The organism is Bradyrhizobium sp. USDA 3240 (genome assembly GCF_054063295.1).
Genome location: NZ_JBSSGD010000002.1, coordinates 8649513 through 8670212 on the forward strand (window position 1 = coordinate 8649513; position 20700 = coordinate 8670212).

23 protein-coding genes and 1 pseudogene are annotated in these 20700 nt (G+C 64.6%); 13 read left to right on the forward strand and 11 right to left on the reverse strand.

The features are described from left to right. Nucleotides 1-91: 91 nt before the first annotated feature. Nucleotides 92-2818, forward strand: coding sequence for a DNA gyrase subunit A (gyrA, locus tag ACVIGA_RS41290; protein WP_456670535.1), 2727 nt, complete (start codon nucleotides 92-94; stop codon nucleotides 2816-2818). A gap of 408 nt (nucleotides 2819-3226) precedes the next feature. On the opposite strand, the gene ACVIGA_RS41295 is transcribed toward gyrA, so the two are convergent. Then, nucleotides 3227-3406 carry a hypothetical protein gene (locus ACVIGA_RS41295; protein WP_092114072.1) on the reverse strand — a complete coding sequence of 60 codons (180 nt, stop codon included), beginning with the start codon at nucleotides 3404-3406 and terminating at the stop codon, nucleotides 3227-3229. A gap of 260 nt (nucleotides 3407-3666) precedes the next feature. Here ACVIGA_RS41295 and ACVIGA_RS41300 point away from each other — a divergent pair, with 260 nt between their 5' ends. Continuing rightward, nucleotides 3667-4476, forward strand: a complete 810-nt coding sequence (locus ACVIGA_RS41300) for a transglutaminase-like domain-containing protein (RefSeq protein ID WP_223975206.1) — start codon at nucleotides 3667-3669, stop codon at nucleotides 4474-4476. Next, entirely contained in the window at nucleotides 4473-4664 is a 192-nt protein-coding gene (locus tag ACVIGA_RS41305; RefSeq protein WP_456670536.1) for a hypothetical protein, read from the forward strand. The genes ACVIGA_RS41300 and ACVIGA_RS41305 overlap by 4 nt, the downstream gene beginning before the upstream one ends. A 45-nt stretch (nucleotides 4665-4709) precedes the next feature. Here the strand turns inward: ACVIGA_RS41305 and ACVIGA_RS41310 are convergent, their stop codons facing one another. From ACVIGA_RS41310 to ACVIGA_RS41320, 3 genes are all read right to left on the reverse strand, one after another. Next, nucleotides 4710-5687, reverse strand: coding sequence for a phosphotransferase family protein (locus ACVIGA_RS41310; RefSeq protein WP_456670537.1), 978 nt, complete (start codon nucleotides 5685-5687; stop codon nucleotides 4710-4712). Between the two features lie 59 nt (nucleotides 5688-5746). Next, nucleotides 5747-7645: a potassium transporter Kup gene (locus ACVIGA_RS41315; RefSeq protein ID WP_374708069.1), complete on the reverse strand. Its 1899-nt coding sequence runs from the start codon at nucleotides 7643-7645 to the stop codon at nucleotides 5747-5749. A gap of 154 nt (nucleotides 7646-7799) precedes the next feature. Beyond that, nucleotides 7800-8057: a hypothetical protein gene (locus ACVIGA_RS41320; protein WP_212319671.1), complete on the reverse strand. Its 258-nt coding sequence runs from the start codon at nucleotides 8055-8057 to the stop codon at nucleotides 7800-7802. A 266-nt stretch (nucleotides 8058-8323) separates the two neighbouring features. Between ACVIGA_RS41320 and coaD the strand changes: the two genes are divergently transcribed. From coaD to queA, 5 genes are all read left to right on the forward strand, one after another. Further along, nucleotides 8324-8821: a pantetheine-phosphate adenylyltransferase gene (coaD, locus tag ACVIGA_RS41325; RefSeq protein WP_092114077.1), complete on the forward strand. Its 498-nt coding sequence runs from the start codon at nucleotides 8324-8326 to the stop codon at nucleotides 8819-8821. A 47-nt stretch (nucleotides 8822-8868) separates the two neighbouring features. Then, complete coding sequence (locus ACVIGA_RS41330) at nucleotides 8869-9432, forward strand: peptidylprolyl isomerase (protein ID WP_456670538.1); 564 nt, start codon at nucleotides 8869-8871, stop codon at nucleotides 9430-9432. Between the two features lie 6 nt (nucleotides 9433-9438). Continuing rightward, nucleotides 9439-9879: a hypothetical protein gene (locus ACVIGA_RS41335; RefSeq protein ID WP_456670539.1), complete on the forward strand. Its 441-nt coding sequence runs from the start codon at nucleotides 9439-9441 to the stop codon at nucleotides 9877-9879. Further along, a complete protein-coding gene (locus ACVIGA_RS41340) occupies nucleotides 9855-10319 on the forward strand; it encodes a peptidylprolyl isomerase (RefSeq protein ID WP_223975197.1) in 465 nt (154 codons plus the stop codon). The genes ACVIGA_RS41335 and ACVIGA_RS41340 overlap by 25 nt, the downstream gene beginning before the upstream one ends. A gap of 112 nt (nucleotides 10320-10431) precedes the next feature. Beyond that, nucleotides 10432-11508: a tRNA preQ1(34) S-adenosylmethionine ribosyltransferase-isomerase QueA gene (gene queA / locus ACVIGA_RS41345; protein WP_456670540.1), complete on the forward strand. Its 1077-nt coding sequence runs from the start codon at nucleotides 10432-10434 to the stop codon at nucleotides 11506-11508. A gap of 3 nt (nucleotides 11509-11511) precedes the next feature. Here the strand turns inward: queA and ACVIGA_RS41350 are convergent, their stop codons facing one another. The 6 genes from ACVIGA_RS41350 to ACVIGA_RS41375 form a co-directional block, all read right to left on the reverse strand. Continuing rightward, a complete protein-coding gene (locus ACVIGA_RS41350; protein ID WP_456670541.1) occupies nucleotides 11512-12024 on the reverse strand; it encodes a GNAT family N-acetyltransferase in 513 nt (170 codons plus the stop codon). A 91-nt stretch (nucleotides 12025-12115) separates the two neighbouring features. After that, entirely contained in the window at nucleotides 12116-12382 is a 267-nt protein-coding gene (locus ACVIGA_RS41355) for a tautomerase family protein (protein WP_456670542.1), read from the reverse strand. Between the two features lie 204 nt (nucleotides 12383-12586). Continuing rightward, nucleotides 12587-13624, reverse strand: coding sequence for an aspartate-semialdehyde dehydrogenase (locus tag ACVIGA_RS41360; protein ID WP_456670543.1), 1038 nt, complete (start codon nucleotides 13622-13624; stop codon nucleotides 12587-12589). A 251-nt stretch (nucleotides 13625-13875) separates the two neighbouring features. Further along, nucleotides 13876-14478, reverse strand: coding sequence for a PepSY domain-containing protein (locus ACVIGA_RS41365; protein ID WP_456670544.1), 603 nt, complete (start codon nucleotides 14476-14478; stop codon nucleotides 13876-13878). 308 nt (nucleotides 14479-14786) lie between these two features. Beyond that, nucleotides 14787-15524 (reverse strand): TetR/AcrR family transcriptional regulator, encoded by a 738-nt coding sequence (locus ACVIGA_RS41370; protein ID WP_456670545.1) that lies wholly within the window; start codon nucleotides 15522-15524, stop codon nucleotides 14787-14789. 98 nt (nucleotides 15525-15622) lie between these two features. Next, nucleotides 15623-16756 carry a patatin-like phospholipase family protein gene (locus ACVIGA_RS41375; RefSeq protein ID WP_456670546.1) on the reverse strand — a complete coding sequence of 378 codons (1134 nt, stop codon included), beginning with the start codon at nucleotides 16754-16756 and terminating at the stop codon, nucleotides 15623-15625. Nucleotides 16757-17011: 255 nt separating this feature from the next. Between ACVIGA_RS41375 and tgt the strand changes: the two genes are divergently transcribed. Beyond that, a complete protein-coding gene (gene tgt / locus ACVIGA_RS41380; protein ID WP_456670547.1) occupies nucleotides 17012-18145 on the forward strand; it encodes a tRNA guanosine(34) transglycosylase Tgt in 1134 nt (377 codons plus the stop codon). Nucleotides 18146-18155: 10 nt separating this feature from the next. Here tgt and ACVIGA_RS41385 read toward each other — a convergent pair whose 3' ends face one another. After that, entirely contained in the window at nucleotides 18156-18371 is a 216-nt protein-coding gene (locus tag ACVIGA_RS41385; protein ID WP_223975179.1) for a hypothetical protein, read from the reverse strand. Between the two features lie 229 nt (nucleotides 18372-18600). Here ACVIGA_RS41385 and cysK point away from each other — a divergent pair, with 229 nt between their 5' ends. From cysK to ACVIGA_RS41405, 4 genes and pseudogenes are all read left to right on the forward strand, one after another. Then, nucleotides 18601-19575 (forward strand): cysteine synthase A, encoded by a 975-nt coding sequence (gene cysK, locus ACVIGA_RS41390; RefSeq protein WP_375780966.1) that lies wholly within the window; start codon nucleotides 18601-18603, stop codon nucleotides 19573-19575. 3 nt (nucleotides 19576-19578) lie between these two features. Further along, the gene (locus ACVIGA_RS41395; RefSeq protein ID WP_456670548.1) at nucleotides 19579-19824 is read left to right on the forward strand and encodes a BrnA antitoxin family protein; all 246 of its coding nucleotides are present in this window, start codon (nucleotides 19579-19581) and stop codon (nucleotides 19822-19824) included. A gap of 299 nt (nucleotides 19825-20123) precedes the next feature. Next, nucleotides 20124-20447, forward strand: coding sequence for a PadR family transcriptional regulator (locus ACVIGA_RS41400; protein WP_456670549.1), 324 nt, complete (start codon nucleotides 20124-20126; stop codon nucleotides 20445-20447). Beyond that, nucleotides 20448-20564, forward strand: a pseudogene (locus ACVIGA_RS41405) (HAAS signaling domain-containing protein); the annotation flags it as partial. Between the last annotated feature and the right edge of the window lie 136 nt (nucleotides 20565-20700).

Sequence of the window (20700 nt, forward strand, 5' to 3'; positions counted from 1 at the left end):
GGGAAAAACGGCTTGCGGCGCCGCGCAAGGGTGGTTATCAGGCCTTCAATGGTCTATATGATTCCCCAGCAGAACTGACCGGATTTCCCCTTTGTCCGAACCCGAAGACGACAAGCCCGGCGAGCCGCCGGTGCCCTCAGATATTCGTCCCGTTTCCATTCTCGACGAGATGAAGAAGTCCTACCTCGATTACGCGATGAGCGTGATCGTGTCGCGTGCGTTGCCCGATGCGCGCGACGGGCTCAAGCCGGTGCACCGGCGCATCCTCTATTCGATGCATGAGCAGGGACACACCCCGGACAAGAAATACGTGAAGTCCGCGCGCGTCGTCGGCGACGTGATCGGTAAGTATCACCCGCATGGCGACCAGTCGATTTACGACGCGATGGTCCGCATGGCGCAGGACTTCTCGCTGCGGGTGCCGCTGATCGACGGCCAAGGCAATTTCGGCTCGGTCGACGGCGATCCGCCGGCGGCCTACCGATATACCGAGGCACGGCTGACGAAGGCGGCGCTTGCCGTCCTCGCCGACATCGACATGGACACCGTCGATTTCCAGCCGAACTACGACAACTCGGAGAAAGAGCCGGCGGTTCTGCCGGCCCGGTTCCCGAACCTCCTGGTCAATGGCGCCGGCGGCATCGCCGTCGGCATGGCGACCAACATCCCGCCGCACAACCTCGGCGAGGTCGTCGACGCCTGCGTGGCGCTGATCGACAATCCGGCGCTCACGATCGACGAGTTGATCGACATCATTCCCGGACCGGACTTCCCGACCGGCGGCATCATCCTGGGCCGCCAGGGCATCCGCTCGGCCTACCATCTCGGCCGCGGCTCGATCGTGATGCGCGGCAAGGTGGCGATCGACACCATCAGGAAGGATCGCGAAGCGATCATCATTACCGAGATTCCCTATCAGGTGAACAAGGCGACGATGGTCGAGCGCATCGCCGATCTCGTCAAAGAGAAGAAGATCGAGGGCATCGGCGACCTGCGCGACGAGTCCGACCGCGACGGCTATCGCGTCGTCATCGAACTGAAGCGCGAAGCGGTGCCCGACGTGGTGCTGAACCAGCTCTACCGGTTCACGCCGCTGCAGACGAATTTCCCGGCCAACATCCTGGCGCTGGATTCCGGCCGTCCGCAGACGATGAATCTGAAGGACCTGCTCACCATCTTCGTCGCGTTCCGCGAACAGGTGGTGACCCGGCGGACCAAGTTCCTGCTCGGCAAGGCCCGCGATCGCGCCCACATTTTGGTCGGCCTGGCGATCGCAGTCGCCAATATCGATGAGATGATCCGTGTCATTCGAACCTCGCCCGATCCGAACACCGCGCGCGAGGCCCTGATGTCGCGCGACTGGCCGGCACGCGACGTCGAGGCGATGATCACGCTGATCGACGATCCCCGGCATCGCATCAACGATGACGGCACGCTCCGGCTGTCGATGGAGCAGGCCAGGGCCATCCTCGATCTCCGGCTGCAGCGCCTGACCGCACTGGGGCGGGACGAAATATCCGAGGAGCTCGACAAGCTCGCGGCCGAGATCGCCGACTATCTCGACATCCTGCGCTCGCGCGCGCGCGTGCAGGGCATCGTCAAGACCGAGCTCGCCGAGGTGAAGCAGCAGTTCGCCACCCCGCGCAAGACCGTGATCATCGAGCATGAAGGCGAGGTCGAGGACGAGGACCTGATCCAGCGCGATGACATGGTCGTCACCGTGTCGCATGCGGGCTACGTCAAGCGCGTGCCGCTGTCGACCTACCGGGCGCAGCGCCGCGGCGGCAAGGGCCGCGCCGGCATGCAGACCCGCGACGAGGATTTCGTCGCGCGCCTGTTCGTGGCCTCGACCCACACGCCGGTGCTGTTCTTCTCGTCACGCGGTCAGGTCTACAAGGAGAAGGTCTGGCGGCTGCCGATGGCGGCGCCAAACGCGCGCGGCAAGGCTCTGATCAACATCCTGCCGCTGGAGCAGGGCGAGCGCATCACCACGATCATGCCGCTGCCGGAGGATGAATCCTCCTGGGGCAATCTCGACGTGATGTTCGCGACCACCAGCGGCACGGTTCGCCGCAATAAGCTGTCCGATTTCGTCGACGTCCGCCGCTCCGGCATCATCGCCATGAAGCTCGGCGAGGGCGAGGCGATCGTCGACGTGCAGATCTGCACCGAGCGCGATGACGTGCTGCTGACCGCCGCCGGCGGGCAATGCATCCGCTTCCCGGTCACCGATGTGCGCGTCTTCACCGGCCGCACCTCGATGGGCGTGCGCGGCATCGCGCTGGCCGAGGCCGACAAGCTGATCTCGCTGTCGATCCTGCGCCATGTCGAGACCACTTCGGACGAGCGCTCGGCCTACCTGAAGATGCGCCGCGCGGTGGCCGGCGAGGCGACCGTCGAGGAGCCCGCGGATGCCGAGGGCGAGGAGACGGCGAATGCGATCCAGCTGTCGCAAGAACGTTATGCCGAGCTGTCGGCGGCCGAGCAGGTGGTGCTGACCGTCTCAGTCAACGGCTTCGGCAAGCGGACCTCGTCTTACGAGTACCGCACCACCGGCCGCGGCGGCAAAGGCATCGTCGCGATGAGCGTCAACAACCGCAACGGCAATCTGGTGGCGTCGTTCCCGGTCGAGGACGCCGACCAGATCATGCTGGTCACCGACAAGGGCCAGCTGATCCGCTGCCCGGTGGCCGACATCCGCGTCGCCGGCCGCTCGACCCAGGGCGTGATCGTGTTCGACACCGCCGAGGACGAGCACGTGGTCTCGGTCGAGCACATTCCGGAGGAAGAGAACGGCGCGAACGGGAACGGCGAGTAGGGTCGTTCCCGAACGTGGTTCGTTGCAGGCGGCTCAAGGTCGGGGCGCCACGCCAGGTTGACTGATGCCTGATTGCCTGGGCGCGCAGGGCTGCGCCCATACGTCGTTTCGCCGAGCTTCGCGAACGTGCGTCTCTGTTCGTCGAAGGGCGACCCGCTCAGGGCGTCTGGGGCGCAGATAGCATTGTGAACAGAACGCTATCGCCGTCCCGTTGCGCTGTTTCACGTGACGTCGCGTAGCCGTGCACGAGCTCCAAACCGCCTTCGGAAACATGCCATTTCCAGCGAGTGGGCTCTTTCTGCGCACTCACGACAACCTCGAGAAGGCGAACGCGGGTTTGTTTGGCCATCTTGCCGACGTGCGTCTGAGTTGGCATTTGCCGATGCGCCCAATCCGGTCGCGCCGGAGCTATTTCTTCTTCCTCGGCGGAGGAGGATTGATCTCGGCGATCTTGCGCAGGCAATCGGCTTCGGTGTCATGCGGGCCGGTCACGAATGTCCCGCTGACCTTTGTGGAATACCAACCGGACGTCACGCCGAGGCGCACGGACTCTTCAGTCTTGACGTGACGAGGCGAGAGATTTTGCATGAAGCTCTTTCGGTGAGTGCGTTCGAGTCTTTCTCGAGCGCACGGAGGAGGCTTTCGACCATCCGACTGGAACATTCGTCGGGTTCGCCTCGCGCTGGAAAGCCGCGCCAGTCGGCAAGCGTCGTCGTTCCTGCGCGCGATTGCAGCAAATAGCCAGCACTTTCTCGCGCGATACGGGTATTTGTCCGATCAGGCAGATCGTACCTTGTATTCGACCGCATCGTCGCCATGTCGGTAGGACATAGAGGAACGTATTTCGAATGAAGCTTCGCGTCGGATTCGAAATGCACTACGAGTTCCCGCAGCCGACGCCCATGATCATGGTGCTGGGCACGCATTTCACGCGCGCCTCCGATATCATCGTCCCCGACCACCTGACCACCAGCCCGGCGGTGCCGATCACGCCGTATCGCGACGGATTCGGCAATTGGTGCAGCCGTATCGTTGCACCGGCCGGTCCGATGCGCCTGGCGGCCGATGGCGTCGTGCGCGACAGCGGCGAGCCTGATCCGGTGTTTGCTTCGGCCGGTCAGCACGCGGTCGAGGACTTGCCGGCGGACACGCTGGTCTATCTGCTGGGCAGCCGCTATTGCGAGACTGACCGGCTTTCGGAAATCGCGTGGAAGTTGTTCGAGGGCACGCCGCCGGGCTGGCCGCGGGTCCAGGCCATTTGCGATTTCGTCCATCGCCACATCGCTTTCGGCTACGAGCACGCCCGCGCCACCAAGACGGCGCGGGAGGTCTTCGACGAAGGCAAAGGCGTGTGCCGCGATTACGCGCATCTGGCTATTGCCTTCTGCCGCTGCATGAACATTCCGGCGCGCTATTGCACCGGCTATCTCAGCGACATCGGCACCCCGCTGCCCTGGGCGGCTGGTGATTTCGCCGGCTGGTTCGAGGCCTATATCGGCGGCCGTTGGCATATGTTCGATCCGCGCAACAACGTGCCGAGGATCGGCCGGGTTCTGATCGCACAGGGACGGGATGCCTCCGACGTTCCGATCACCCAGACGTTTGGGCCAAACACGCTGGTTTCGTTCAAGGTCTGGACCGACGAGGTCGCGTCATGACGGATGATCCCCAAGTCCTCAGTTCGGACGAGTTCGCCTCCCTGGTCGAGGTCGGCAAGGGTGAAGCGCAACGGGAGATTCCTCAGTTGCACGGGGAGCGACTTGTCGGACTCGGTTACGCAGTCAGACGGCTCGGTGAACTCGGCCTGACCGCATCCGGCGTGCGTCGTCTCGCGGCGGGCGAATAGGCCGTCCGGCCTTTGCCAGGCCTCGATGCCCGCGTCCGATTTCGGTCAATAAGCCACGGCCTGACTGGTCGAATTCTCGAGCTCTCTGGTGAGGCCGGCCAGCGCATCCGCTTTGCCGATCTGCGCGAACCAGCACCACAGCTCTAACATGGAGGCGAGCCGGTAGAGCGCGATCGTCGCTTCCCAGTCGGGGCGATCGAGCGCGCCATAGCCGGCGAGCAATCCTTCACGCCGCGCCGCATCCTTCGGGGTGAAGTAGTACAGCGCCTTGGCGATATCCATCAGGGGATCGCCGGCCGTCGCGTTCTCGAAATCGACGATGCCGCAGAGTTGCGGCTTTCCTTCCGGCGTCACCAGCACGTTGCCGGCATGGAGATCGTAGTGGCAGAGGCGGGGCCTGTCGGCGGCGTCGAGCAGGTGCGCACGGGCGGCGATGCAGGTCCGGAGCCGCTCGGCCAGCGCTGCGTCGCCGCCGCGGGTACAAAACTCGGTCAGCTTGCGGTCGAACTGCGCGGACATGTAGGCGCGGTTGGTGGGGTGGGGCGTCCAGACCCCGCTTGGGCCGATATAGCCGAAGCTGTCGAGCGTGATGTCGTTGATCCTGCGCAGCGCCGCGCCCATCTCGGCGAAGATCGCAAACTGCTCCTGCTCGCTCAGCTCCGGATCGCGCCGGCTGAGCTCGACGCCGTCGAGCTTGCTCATCAGCACGAAGCCGAGATCGATCACCGACCGTGTGTCGTCAGCGAGCAGGATGCGGGGCACGGGGATATCGGCGTCGCGCAACAGCCCGTGGACATAGACCTCCTTCGCCATCTTCCAATGCAGCTGGGCGGGGTAGACCTTGAGGATACAGTTTGGCGTGTCCGTCAGCGCGATCTCGAGGATCGTGCTGATCTCGCCGCCGCGCAGCTCGACGACGTCGCGCACCGTTGCGCCCGGTGCGGCGCGGCTGATGATCGCCTGCGCCTGGTCGATCGAAATCGCCAGCCGCGGCTTCAGCTGAAGAGGCGGATCGTCTGACATTGCCGGTTATCGTAGCCCGGATTGCGCTGCGCTGCATCCGGGCTACGCAAGCCGCTCGATCAAATCTCGATCTCGGTGCCGAACTCCACGACCTGTCCCGTCGGCACGCCGAAGAAGGCCGCGGAACGCTCGGCGTTGCGCTGCAGGAAGGCGAACAGCGATTCACGCCACACCCACATGCCCGGGATATCCTCGCTTGGGATGATGGTTTCGCGGCCGATATAGTAGGTCACGTCGGAGAGATCGATGCCGGGCAGCTTGGCCTGCAGGCAGGCGGTCTTCAGCCCCTCATAGATCGTCGGATACTGCATGAAGCCGTAATGCAGGACGATGCGGGTGATGCCGGGGCTGATCTCGAGCACATTGGCGCGTTCCTCGTCCGAGATCCGCGGGCGCTCCTCGATCAGCACGGTGACCAATAGCACGCGCTGATGCAGCACGTGATTGTGCTTGACGAACTGGGTCAGCGCGAGCGGCACGCCATTGGGGGCCGAGGCCAGGAACACCGCGGTGCCGGGCAGGCGGGCGCTGCATTTGTTGACCGCGGTCTCGATCAGATCCTCTTCCGGCTGACGCAACTTGCCGCGCGCCTTTTCGACCAGCTTAACGCCGCTGCGCCAGGTCAACATCAGGAACGCCACCGCGGCTGCGAGCAGCAGCGGGAACCAGCCGCCCTCGAACAGTTTCTCGGTGTTCGCCGCGAAGAAGATCGCGTCGATGATGAAGAAGAAGCCGTTCACCGCGATCACGATGATCGGCGAATAGCCCCACTGGATCGCGACCAGCGCCGCGAGCAGCGTGGTGATCGCCATCAACAGCGACACGGCGATGCCGTAGGCGCCGGCCAGCGCGTCCGAGGTGCCGAAGGCGAGTACGGCGCCGAGCGTTCCCGCCGCAAGCAGCCAGTTCACCAGCGGCACGTAGATCTGTCCGATCGCATCGCTCGTGGTGTGGCGGATATGCATCCGCGGCAGGAAGCCGAGCTGGATCGACTGCTGGGTCAGCGAGAACACACCGGAGATGATGGCCTGCGAGGCGATCACGGTCGCAACGGTCGCGAGCAGGACGAGCGGGTAATGTGCCCAGTCAGGGGCAAGCTGGAAGAACGGGTTATCGATCGAGCTCGGATCGTTGATCAGCTCGCCGGCCTGGCCAAAATAGTTCAGTACCAGCGCGGGCAGGCAGATGGCGAACCAGGCGAGCCGGATCGGAAAGCGACCGAAATGCCCCATGTCGGCATACATGGCCTCACCGCCGGTCACCGCGAGGAACGCGGCGCCGAGGATGGCAAAGCTGACGTGAAAATCCTGATGGATCAGGAAATCGAACGCATAGAACGGGCTCAGCGCGACCAGCACGCCGGGCGCCTTGACGATGCCGTGAATGCCGAGCGCTGCGAGCACGGCGAACCAGAACAGCATCACCGGGCCGAAGATCTTGCCGATGAAGCCCGTGCCCTGCTTCTGCATGAAGAACAGGCCGATCAGGATCACGACGGTGAGAGGTACCACGGCCGGCGTCAGCGACGGCGCGTCGACCTTGAGGCCTTCGATCGCCGACAGCACGGAAATGGCCGGCGTGATCGCGCCGTCGCCATAGAGCAGGGCGGCGCCGATGAGGCCAACGACCAGCAGATGGGCGCGCCAGGTGCCGGGCGCCGCGTTGCGTGCGGAGAGCAGCGCCAGCAGCGCGACGATGCCGCCTTCGCCGCGGTTGTCCGCGCGCAGGATCAGCATGGCGTATTTGACGGAAATGATTAGGATCAGTGCCCACAGGATCAGCGACACCGTGCCCAGCACGGCAGCTTGGCTGAGTGGCCCGCCATGCGCGGCGGCCTTGGCGGCTTCCTTTAGGGCGTAGAGGGGGCTAGTGCCGATGTCGCCATAGACGACACCCAGGGCACCGAGCGTGACGGCAAACGGGATCGGGCTGGTTGGAGGATGGCCAGAAGAAACGATGGCGGGCGTACTGGTCACGGCAATCCCCCGATGGCTTGCGCCCGCCGGATCATCCGGTCGGGCGCCTTAGACGATAGTCTGCGACGGGACGTCGCAAATTACCATTGGGTTTTGTGTGACGGACGGAAGTGACGCCTTTACGGGTCAGAAGTGACTACGGGGTGCGATCGGCGGTGACGAGGCGGGCTTCGCGAACGACCGTCTTGTTGCCGGCGCTGCGCAGGCAGGAGGCTTCGAAATTCGGCCAGGCCTGCTGTGAGCACTCCTTGCCGACCGGGTGCACGTCGAGACGGTCGCTCTTGGCCAGCGGCTGCGGGGTGGAGGCTGCGACCTGCGGCGCAAAGCCCGGCAGAACGGTGAGCGCGGCGGCAATGAACGCGGCAACGGCGATAGCGGAAAGTGCCTTGATCATGACGGTCCCCATATGATCGGACCCCCCGGGCCCGTCGTTTCGTTGTCCAATGTCTACCGGCCGCAGGTTTCCTGGTGTCTTCGCCAGGGTGGAAAATGGTTTCATCGCCGGCCGGTTTTGTTTCGTCCGCCAACGGCCGACGAAACATTCACCACGTAGACGCTGGCATCCCAGGACTCGTTCACTGGACGAGCAGGTATTTATTTCGCGCGACGGGTGGAACCCGGGCGGCTTGCCGGGACGAGCCGGGCGGGTTAGGAGGGACCATGTCCCGTATCGCGCTCTATCCCGGCTCCTTCGATCCCGTCACCAACGGCCATCTGGACGTGGTCCGGCAAGCCGTCGGCCTGTGCGACCGCCTGGTCGTCGCCGTCGCTATCCATGCCGGCAAAAAGCCGCTGTTCTCGACCGAGGAACGGCTGGACATGCTGCGCGAGGTGTGCGGCCCGATTGCCCAGCAGGCGGGCTGCGCCTTCGATTGCACCACCTATGACAATCTGACCGTGACGGCGGCGCGCAAGCTCGGCGCGACCATCATGATTCGCGGCCTGCGCGACGGCACCGATCTCGACTACGAGATGCAGCTGGCCGGCATGAACGAGGCGATGGCGCCCGAGGTGCATACCGTGTTCGTTCCGGCGTCGGTCGCGGTCCGCCCGATCACCGCCACACTGGTGCGCCAAATCGCCCAGATGGGCGGCGACTTCTCTGCATTCGTGCCGTCATCAGTCGCCGCTAGCCTGAAGGCCAAGTTCGCCGGCTGATGCCGGCGGCCTGCCATACCCAAAACGTCCAGAGATCCGGAGTTTCCATGATCCGCATTCTTGCATTCGTTGCCGCGCTGCTCTGCGTCGTGCCTGCGGTCGCGCAGCCGCTGCCAGCCAATCTCGACAAGGCCAATGCGATCGTGATCGACACCACCAAGGGCCGCATCGTCATCAAGCTGCGCACCGACATCGCGCCCCAGCATGCCGAGCGCATCAAGCAGCTGGCGCGCGAGGGCTTCTACAACAACGTGCCGTTCCATCGCGTGATGGATGGCTTCATGGCGCAGACCGGCGACGGCCAGAACTTCAACGGCACCGGCGGCTCGAAATATCCGAACCTGAAGCAGGAATTCTCGCAGGTCCCGTTCAAGCGCGGCATCGTCGGCATGGCCCGGCGCGGTGACAGTGTCGACAGCGCCAACTCGCAGTTCTTCATCATGTTCGCTGAAGGATCGAGCCTCAACGGCCAGTACACCGTGGTCGGCGAGGTGGTGTCGGGCATGGACGTGGTCGACAAGCTGAAGAAGGCTCCCGCGGGCTCTCCCGGCGGCGCCGTCACCGATCCCGACAAGATGGTGAAGGTGCAGGTCGCATCAGACATCAAGTGATCGGCGATGGCGGCGCGCAGCAAGCCACTTGCCTGGTTCGCCGCGCCACTGGTGCTGTGGCTCGCGCTGACCGGATCGGCGGCGGCCGAGCCGGAGCAACTCAATACGATCCGGGACGTTATTCTGGCGATCCATCGCTGCTGGCGGCCGCCGGCGGCGGACAAGGCCGCTCCGATCGACATTACCGTCATTGTCAGCTTCAACCGTGAGGGCGCGATCCTCGGGCATCCCAGGATCAGCTATGAATCGCAGGAAGCGACCGACAACGACCGGATCGCGTACCGGGTCGCGGTGATGGAGGCGTTGCAACGCTGCACGCCGATGCCATTTACCGAGAGCCTGGGCGGCGCGGTTGCGGGCCGTCCATTCGCGATCCCGTTCCGGAATAAGAAATATCCACCCCGAAGCCAGGAGAAGCGAGCATGGCTGCTACCGAAAATACTCTGATCCTCGAAACCACCCAGGGCCCGGTCACGATCGAGATGCGCCCGGATCTCGCGCCCGGTCACGTCGCGCGGATCAAGGAGCTGGTGCGCGAAGGCTTCTACGACGGCATCGTGTTCCATCGCGTGATCGACGGCTTCATGGCGCAGACCGGCTGCCCGCAGGGCACCGGCATGGGCGGCTCCGGCAAGAAGCTGAAGGCGGAGTTCAACAAGGAGCCGCATGTCCGCGGCACCACCTCGATGGCGCGCGCCGCCAGTCCGGATTCCGGCGACAGCCAGTTCTTCATCTGCTTCGACGACGCCTCCTTCCTCAACGGCCAGTACACGGTCTGGGGCAAGGTCACCGAGGGCATGGAGAACGTCGACAAGATCAAGCGTGGCGAGCCGGTGAAGGACCCGGACAAGATCGTCAAGGCACGCATGGCCGCCGACGCGGCGTAAGCTATTCGCTGTCATTCCGGGGCGATGCGCAGCATCGAACCCGGAATCTCGGGATTCCGGGTTCACGCTTCGCGTGCCCCGGAATGACGGCGCTGAAGTAATAGTCACGGCCATGCGCACCGATCTCTTCGATTTCGAACTGCCGCCCGAGAGCATCGCGCTTCGCCCTGCGAGCCCGCGCGATTCCGCGCGGATGCTGGTCGTGCATCCGGACGGCGTGCTGCGCGACGCCACGATTGCCGACCTGCCGCATTGGCTGGAGGCGGGCGATCAGATCGTCGTCAACGACACCAAGGTGATCGCGGCCCAGCTCAGGGGCCGCCGGATCGGGCGCGAGACCGAGCCGAAGATCGAGGCGACCTTGATCAAACGGCTCGACGGCTCGCGCTGGCAGGCGCTGGTGAAGCCGGCGAAGAAGCTTGCGCCCGGCGACGCCATCCGCTTCGGCAATGAGGGCAAGGTCTGCCTGCTCGGCAATCTCGATGCAGAGGTCGAGGCCAAGGGGCAGGAGGGCGAGGTGACGCTGTCATTTTCGTTCCATGGTCCGGTGCTCGACCAGGCCATCGCCGATGTCGGCGCCACGCCGCTGCCGCCCTACATCGCCTCCAAGCGCACGCCCGACGACCAGGACGTCAGCGACTACCAGACCATGTTCGCCGCCAATGAAGGCGCAGTTGCCGCGCCGACGGCGGGGCTGCATTTCACGCCGGCGCTGGAAGCCACGCTGAAGAGCCGCGGCGTCGGGCTGCATCGCCTGACGCTGCATGTCGGGGCAGGGACATTCCTGCCGGTCAAGGCCGATGAGACCTCCGAACACAAGATGCATGCCGAATGGGGCTGCATCAGCGCCGAGACCGCGTCTGCCCTGAATGCCGCACGCGCAAAGGGTGGCCGGATCGTCGCGATCGGCACCACGTCGCTGCGGCTGCTGGAGAGTGCCGCAAATGCCGACGGCACCATCCAGCCGTTTGCGGCGGAAACCTCGATCTTCATCACGCCGGGCTATCGCTTCCGCGCGGTCGATATCCTGCTGACGAACTTCCATCTGCCGCGTTCGACGCTGTTCATGCTGGTCTCGGCCTTCTCCGGCCTCGAGACCATGCAGGCCGCCTACGCCCATGCGATCAAGGACGGCTACCGGTTCTATTCGTACGGCGATGCCTGCCTGCTGTTCCGCGCGCGCGACTGAAGTTCACGCGCGAGGCTCAAGCTTCGCGTAGAGATAGCGCACCGTCTTCGCGCCGCCGTCGATCGTGGCCCGGCCGACTTCCTCGAAGCCAAGCGAGCCGTGGAATGCGTCCGACGTCGGGTTCGGAGGCTCGACGTTGACCTCGCAGACGACGCGGCCGAGGTCGCGCTGTGCAGCCTGCTGGAACACCTCGCGGTAGAGCATGCGCGCCAGTCCGTACCGCCGCCACGCTGCCCCAACGACGATGCGATCGACGTAGATGAACCGGTCCATCCGGCGGCGAAACCACCCGAAATGCGTGCCGTCGTACTCGTCGCAATGCGCAAACGCCAACAGCAGTGCGGCGGAAGGCGGCACGAACAGCGCGATCGATGCGGTATCGATCAATTGCGCGAAACGCTGCGCCGTCAGCAGCGAAGTCTCCCGCGCGCTGGCGTTGTTCAGATGCAGGAGGTCGTCGCGCTCAGAATGAGTGTGAAGATCTCTGATCTCGAACTGTTCGGATGAGGAATGCATATCGAGAAGGGGTCCGTCGGCAACGCATCGAAGTGGGTTACGGCAGCTCGCCCGATGGTGTGACTTGAGCGAGTTTCACCGGGCATGCCCGTCAGACGTCAACCTTGAACCCGAGGTCAATTTCGGACGCGGGCAAACCTCCGCGTAAACCCCAATTGTCGGATGGAACCTCGATCAGAACGGTCTTGATCTCATTGGCGGGCACCCCGAGGGCGGAGAGGTTCGCCACCACCGCACTGTAGAGCGCTTTCTTGGCCGTCAGCGATCGTCCGGAAAACAGCAAAATCTCGATCCGTGTGTAGCGCTCCGATCGGCCGGTGGGCACGATCCGGGCGGCGTCGTCATAGAGGTCGAGCACGACATCGCGGTCGTAGTCAGGGATTTTCAGCGCCGCAGCAGGGCGTCCTGGACGGCTTCAATCACCTTGGTCTCGATGCCGCGGGCCCAGATGCCGGTCGTGATCCGAGTGCTTGGCATGATACGTCCTGCTCTGTCTGTCGCCGAACGATGCGGCGGATCGCGGGGTGGGCTACGCTTTGCCCACCCTGCGCAGTTCATCACATCACGCCACTGCGCGTTCGGGCAATAACTCAGCGATCTGCACCGCGTTCAATGCAGCGCCCTTGAGCAGCTGATCGGCCGCGACGAACATCGAGATCGAGTGCCCGCTGGGATCGCTGAGATCCTTGCGGATGCGGCCGACCAGCACGTCGTCCTGGCCGGAGGCGTCGATCGGCATCGGGAAGTAGTTCTTCGCGCGATCGTCGACGATCTTGACGCCCGGCGCCTGTGCCATGATCGCGCGCACCTGGTCCTCGGTGATCGGCCTCTCGCATTCGAAGGTAATCGCCTCGCAATGCGCGCGCAGCACCGGCACCCGCACGCAGGTGACGCCGACCGCGATCTTGTCGTCCTCGAAGATCTTGTGGGTCTCCTTGATGACCTTGGTCTCTTCGTCATTGTAGCCGGTCTCCGGATCGATCGCCGTGTTGTGGTTGAACAGGTTGAAGGCGTAGGGGTGCGGCATTACCTTCGGGGTGTAGACCTGTCCGTTGAGATTGGCGCGGGTGGATTCGACGAGCTCCTCCATCGCGGCTGCTCCCGCGCCGCTCGCGGCCTGGTAGGTCGAGATGATCACGCGCTTGATGCGGTTCTTCTGGTGGATCGGCCACAGCGGCACCAGCGCGGTGATGGCGGCGCAGTTCGGGTTGGCGATGATGCCCTTGTGGTCGCGGATGCGGTTGGCGTTGATCTCGGGGATCACCAGCGGCACGTTCGGATCCATCCGGAAGGCCGACGAATTGTCGACCACGACGGCGCCCGACTTCACGGCAACAGGCGCGAACTTCTTCGAGATGCCGCTGCCGGCCGAGAACAGCGCGATGTCGACGCCCTCGAAAGCGCGCTCGGTCAGCTCCTCGATCACGACCGGCTTGCCGCGGAAGCTGACGGTCTTGCCGGCCGAGCGGGCGCTCGCCAGCGCCTTCAGCTTGCCGACGCGGAAGCCGCGCTTGTCCATGGTGGCGATGAATTCGGCGCCGACTGCGCCGGTGACGCCGACAATCGCGACGACGGGATCGTTACTCACTTTGTCCTCCATTCGAGTTTGAGCATGACGCAGGCAACAAAAAAAAGCCCCGGACCTTCATCAGGCGGGGCTTCGGGTAGAGATGATGCTGTACGACCGACTACGCGCGCACGCCTCCCGAGGCCCCAGAGGGCTTGGTGGTTTTGGTCGTGCGTTTGGTCGCGGTGATCATGATGCGGACTTATGCGGCAGAGATCGGCGTCCGTCAACGGCTTTTGGGCGAAAACTTGGCAAGGGAGAACCGGGCAGCGCCCGCGCCGCGCTCAGCGCCTGCGCGCGCCGGGCGGCTCGAGGATCACCTCTTTCAGATCGCTGCCCGTCAGCACCACGATGACGAAATTGAGCTTGCCGCGTTCGCGCATCAAGCCGCCGCTGATCGCCTTGCCCGAGGTCGTATGCTCGGCGACACGCACCGCATCGGCGAGGCGATGCCGGAGCGCCCTGAGCACGACAAGGTTGTCGCGGTCTTCGGCACCGAGGGAGGCCAGCGGCGAAGGCGGCTCGCCGCCGATCACCTGGCCGGTCGAGGCGTCGATCGCGTGCTGCCAGATCCGGTTCTGCTGCATGGTCTTGACCCGGTAGACCGCGGGGTCCGATGCGCCGTCGAAGCTGATGTCGGCGGTGATCGAGCCTGAGTGCAACGCTTCCGCAATCGCCATCGCCTTGCGCAGCGAGATCTGGGCGGACTGGAAGCTGTCGAGCTCGCGGCGAACCGCATGCACGTCGAGCGCGCTGTCACTGTCCTGCGGGGAGAGCGCGGCGGCAGCCGAACTCGAGATCGCATGGGCCGGCGACGCGAAGGGCAGGGCCAGCAGCGCGGTTGCAAGCAGCCGCGTTCCCAATGCCAAATGCCTCAGTGCGTGCAATCGTCCTGTCCTCATCGTCGAACCTGTATCGAATATGTGCACGCGCATGACCCGCGTTCGCAGCGCGACGGGGCGGGTCGAGAAAGATGCGGCCGACCCTTGTTAGTCAGAGGTCGGACGCCGAACGTTCAGGCGGAGCGATGGCGGCAGCTCCGTCGTGACGGTCGAAGTTACAAGGCGACGCAGAACCCTTTGGGGGGCGATCTGGGTTCGGCGTCTCTTTGCAACTAAACAATACGGTTTCGTTCTGTTTATTCAAGGTTCATCACGGCAACGTGTAAGACGACGAAACGATCCCCTAAAAACGGTCAGCGCGCCGGCCGGCGTCGCGCTTTGGCGGCGTCGCGCAGCCGGTCCCGCGGTCCCACGGCACCGGCAAGGAACAGCCGGATCGAGACTTCCATCCGCGTCACGGCGGCCTTCATGTCGATTACAATCCCGAATGTCGCCATCCGGTGGGTGTGGCCGACCACCATGTTGAGGAAGGTCTCGGCCGCGATCGTCGTGTCCTCGAGGTCGAGGGCGCCGTTGTCGACCAGATGGTCGAAGAAATCCGCCGTGGTCGACACCGCTTTCGACCAGCCTTCGTCGACGGCAAGCTTGGCGACCTCGGGAAAATTGATCGCCTGCGCGGTCAGGATCCGGCTGAAGGCGATCGAGTCGGCGCTGCAGTTCAGCACCAGCAGCTGGCGTCCGAGCTCGATCAGCCGTTCCTCGACCGAACCATCGCAGCTGCCGCCGGCCTGCGCTTCGGCCGCCGCGGCGGCGAGCGGAGCAAGCCAGCGGGCGATCTCGCGCCGGAGCACTGCGGTGAACAGGCCGCGTTTGTCGCCGTACTGTCCGTAGACGGTCGGCTTGCTGACGCGGGCAGCCTCGGCCACGGCGTCGATCGACGTCGCATCGAAGCCGCGCTCGAGGAACAGGCGCGTGGCGACCTCGATCAGCCGCTGGTCGCGCTCGATCGCAGCATCCCGGGTCGGCCGGCCGCCGCGTGACTTGATCACGCCGCGCTTGGCCGCCTTGGCCTTGGTTGCCGTCAATCCCATTGCCCATTCATCTCGTTGTGCGTTCGGACGGGTCTGTCCGGTCTATAACCCGCGCGATGCGGATTCGTCCATTCGGCGGTACCGGGAGCTGGCTCGCTTTAGGGCGGCGTCGCGGTCCAGGCCTGCCCCGCGGCGGCCTTCTCGTAGCCGTGCTGGTAGAGCGCGCGCATATAGGCGGTGTCGAAGCCCTGGGTTTCCGGCGCCGGATAGTCGCGCTCGATGTAGGACAGATGGAAGCCGAGCCGATTGCGGCGGGCGAAATCATATGTCGAGAGAATGACCGAGCGCGTCTGCGCCTGGGTGATCGCGGAAATGCTGCGCGAGGCGACGTCGATCGTCGAGTTCGACACCAGCTCGAAATTGCCCTCGAGCTTCTTGTTGACGAGGATGTAGATGTTCATGTGGCCATTGGCGGGCCAGGCACGCTCGCGGAACAGCAATGCGTCCGGCAGCGTCAGGACCGGCGCGGTCACGCCGCCGTCGACATGCATCTCCTGGAAGCGGCGGCCCTGGCCCTCGGCGTCGATCATGATCGGCGGAAACACCAGCGGGATGCTGGCGGAGGCCGCCATCACGTCGCGAAACAGCTGGAGCGCCTCGGGCGTTCCGACGGCGGCGATCCGTCCCATGTCCCAGATCACCGTGCGCTGGGTGTCGAGATCGGTGGTGACGATCAGGAGCTTCCGGCCCTTGGCGTTTTCGCGCGCCACCTCGCTCAGGATGTCCTGGCCGACGTAACGCGCCACCAGCTCGCGCAGCCGCTTGTTGCCGAACAGGCCGGAGCCGAACAGCACCCGCATCAGGCTCGGGTCCTGCAGCAGGCTTTCAGCGATACCTGACGTGTATACCTCCCTCAGCGTGTCGTCGTAGCGCGGGCCGAGGAATGCAAAGGGCGCGATCAGTCCGCCGGTGCTGACGCCGGAGACGACCGAAAAGCTCGGGCGGTTGCCGGCCGCGGTCCAGCCGTTGAGGACACCGACGCCATATGCGCCGTCGGCGCCGCCGCCGGAGAGGGCGAGATAGGTCTTGATCGGGGCAACGGTGTTCTTCTCGAGCCGGAATTTGGACGCCGGCTCGTCGGCGTAGCGGCGCAGCCCGTCGAGATCGAGCACCCGCGAATTGGCGGCGTCGGCAGCCGTGTAAGGCATGCGCGGCAGCGAGCTGCAGGCCGCCAGCGCGATGGCGAGCCCGCACAGCAGCACCGCTTGCCGGATTGCATGAGCGGGTGTCATCCGATGGCGGACGCCGTCAGGCCGGGCGCTGGAGGATGGGAACATCTCGGCCAGTCAGGTTTTCGCGCGGATTGCATTCACGGGCGGGAAGATCCGCTGCCTTATTCTCGACATAAAACGATACGGTATCGTTTTGTTTAACGGAAGGACTGTTCCGGGGCAAGCATCGGTCCGGCCGTTGGCGTTCACGAAGTCGCGCGAAGACCGTTACCCGACGGGTTGATCGGGCATCGGCGACACGCAATAAGCAGCCGCATGACTCTTCCCAATCATTTCGAGTTGCTGGCAACTGACGGCGCCGCCCGCACCGGGCGCCTCACGACGCCGCATGGCGTCGTCCGAACGCCCGCATTCATGCCGGTCGGTACCGCCGGGGCGATGAAGGGCATGCATTGGCGCGAGGTGCGCGATGCCGGCGCCGATATCGTGCTCGGCAATACCTATCACCTGATGCTGCGGCCGGGCGCCGAGCGGATCGCAGGGCTTGGAGGCCTGCAGCGCTTTACCGGCTGGGGCGGCCCGATGCTGACGGATTCCGGCGGCTTCCAGGTGATGTCGCTCTCCGAGCTGCGCAAAGTGACCGAGAAGGCCGTGACCTTCCGCTCGCATATCGACGGCGCCAAGGTCGAACTGTCGCCGGAGCGCTCGATCGAGGTGCAACGGCTGCTCGGCTCCGACATCGCGATGCAGATGGACGAGTGCGTGCGGCTGCCGGCCGAACGCGCCGACATCGAGCGCGCAATGCAGCTGTCGCTGCGCTGGGCCGAACGCTCCAAGCGTGCCTTCGAGAGCGCGCCGGACGGCTACATGCTGTTCGGCATCGTCCAGGGCGGCGACATCCCCGATCTGCGCCACACCAGCGCGCGCGGGCTGACCGATATCGGCTTTCACGGCTACGCGATCGGCGGGCTGGCGGTCGGCGAGCCGCAGGCGGTGATGCTGTCGATGATCGAGGAGACCGCGCCGGCGCTGCCGTCCGATCGGCCGCGCTATCTGATGGGCGTCGGCACGCCCGAAGACATTCTGGAGGCGGTGGCGCGCGGCGTCGACATGTTCGACTGTGTGATGCCGACACGGAATGGGCGCCACGGCATGGCGTTCACCCGGTTCGGGCAGATCAACCTGCGCAACGCGCGGCACATCGACGATCCGCGTCCGCTCGATGAGGAGAGTTCGTGGCCTGCCGCGTGCAACACTTCGCGCGCCTATCTGCACCATCTGGTGCGTGCCGGCGAGACACTTGGGGCAATGCTGCTGTCCGAAATCAACGTCGCCTATTACCAGGAGCTGATGCAGGGCATCCGCGACGCGGTGGCAAACGGCACTTTCGAGGATTTCAAAACGAAAACGCGCGCCGGTTGGGCGCGCGGTGACATCGCTCCGAGGTGAGCTTAAGTGATCAGTTGCACACGATCGGTTTCACCGTGTGCTTGGTCACGAACCCGTAACCGCAATTGTCGCAGGTCCAGAGATAGCTGATTAAATTGTCGAACAGGTACGCGGACGCTTCCGCCGCTACCATGGAGTCAGCACACACGGGGCAGGTCGGCAAATCGCTGCCGCGCGGATCGGGCCTGGACGCTACGGTCGACAGAACTTCAGCAAGTGCCGGCATGCGCGTCTCCCTTTACGTTCTGAGCTTCACCTGACGAAAGTATATAGACGCACTTGTTTGACCTTGTCGCAACACAAATGCGTAGGTTTTACGTTATTTGCGCAGGTTCTAGTTTTTGCGATGCAACGAATTTGCACCTCGGCGGTTTCTCACTTGCGCGTCATGATGCGCTGCTTCTAATGAGAGAAGACCGCTTATTTCCAGCATATCCCGCAGCAGGAGCCGCTTGATGGACGCGCCGTCGACAACGAGTGCAGTGCAACCCGGACGCGGCCGCGTCTTTGACTCCATCGTCGATGCGATCGGCTCGACGCCGATCGTGCGGCTGCGCAGACTGCCGCAGGCAAGCGGCGTCAACGCCACGATCCTTGCCAAGCTGGAATACTTCAACCCGGCGGCCAGCGTGAAGGATCGCATCGGCGCGGCGATGATCGTGGCGATGGAGAAGGCCGGCATCATCAACGCCGACACCGTGCTGATCGAACCGACCTCGGGCAACACCGGGATTGCGCTTGCCTATGTCGCGGCGTCGCGCGGCTATCGGCTGAAGCTCGTGATGCCGGAGTCGATGTCGATCGAGCGGCGGCGGATGCTCGCCTTCCTCGGCGCCGAGATCGTGCTGACGCCGGCGGCGCAGGGCATGAAGGGCTCGATCGCGACCGCGGAAGAACTCGTGCGCACGACCCCCAACGCGGTCATGCCGCAGCAGTTCAAGAACCTCGCCAATCCCGAAATCCATCGCCGCACCACGGCGGAAGAGATCTGGAACGACACCGGCGGCAACATCGACTATTTCGTCGCCGGCGTCGGCACCGGCGGTACCATCACCGGCGTCGGGCAGGTGCTGAAGCCGCGCAAGCCGTCCTTGCGCGTCGTCGCGGTGGAGCCGGAGGAGAGCCCGGTGCTGTCGGGCGGCCAGCATACGCCGCACAAGATTCAGGGCATCGGCGCGGGCTTCATCCCTGACATCCTCGACCGCTCGGTGATCGACGAGATCGTCAAGGTCAACAGCGCCACCGCGATCGAGACCGCGCGCGCGCTGGCGCGCAACGAAGGAATTCCCGGCGGCATCTCGTCAGGGGCGGCGATCGCGGCCGCCTTGCAGATCGGCAAGCGGCCGGAGGCTGCGGGCAAGACCATCCTGGCGATTGTGCCGTCATTCTCGGAGCGCTATCTCTCGACGGTGCTGTTTGAAGGAATCTAGGACATGGCCGACCAGCCGAGACGACCGCGAACCCTGAACGATGCCCGTAGCGAAGCCGAGGCGGCGTTCAAACGGGCCACAACCAAGGTTGCGGATGCACTGCCAAAGACTGCGGCCGTCCCGGTCCCCGGCGTCCGGGAGCAGATCACGCTGCGGATCGATCAGGACGTGCTGGCATATTTCCAGGAGGGCGGCCCTGGCTGGCAGGACCGCATCAACGCGGCGTTGCGCAAGGCCGCCGGGAAGTAGCAAGATGAGGGGCCCCGGAAGATCCCCGGGACGCCCACTTGAAGGCAGAAGCCTTTGCCCGCATCCATCGATGTCCCGCGCGGAAATCCGCCGATACGCATGCCGAAGTCTATTGTGTATCGATCGCGCTCGCGGTTTGCAGCGACGATAAATCGCGCGATGGGCTAGATCCGGACGCTCGCCACCCTCAGACGCCGTGCTTGCGATTGCCGAGGCACTACCTTCCATAAACATGTACCTTGCAATAAGAGGTACCTTGTAATATATGCTCTCTGAACGGTCCTACCGCGCGGATTGCCATGACCGAGCAGAACCAAGTCCAGCTCAAGAAAGGCGCGCTCGAATTGTGCGTGCTGGCGCTGTTGGCGCGCGGTGAAAGCTATGCCTACGAGATCGCCAGCGCGCTCGCGGCCGGCGTCGGCATGGGAGAGGGAACGATCTATCCCCTCATGCGGCGCATGCAGGACGACGGGCTGGTCGAGACGCGCCTTGCCGAATCGAACAGCGGTCCGCCGCGCAAATATTACCGGCTCACCCCAGCCGGCCGCGCTGCCTTCGCAGAGCAGAAGCGCGAGTGGCGGACGTTCACAGATGCCGTCAACCAGCTGCTGGGAGAACGCTGAATGAACCGCGTCGCCTTCTTGACCATTCTCAAGGACGGGCTCGCCGGACTTCCAGCGCGGGAGATCGACGATATCCTCGCCGACTACAGGTCCTATTTCGATGAAGCCGAGGCCTCCGGGCGAAGCGAGGCCGAGGTGGCGGCGGCGCTCGGTGACCCCAGGCGGTTGGCGCGCGAACTGCGCGCCGAGACCGGGCTGCGTCACTGGGAAAATCACCGCAGTCTGGGGCAACTCCGCCACCGCTCTGCTCGCG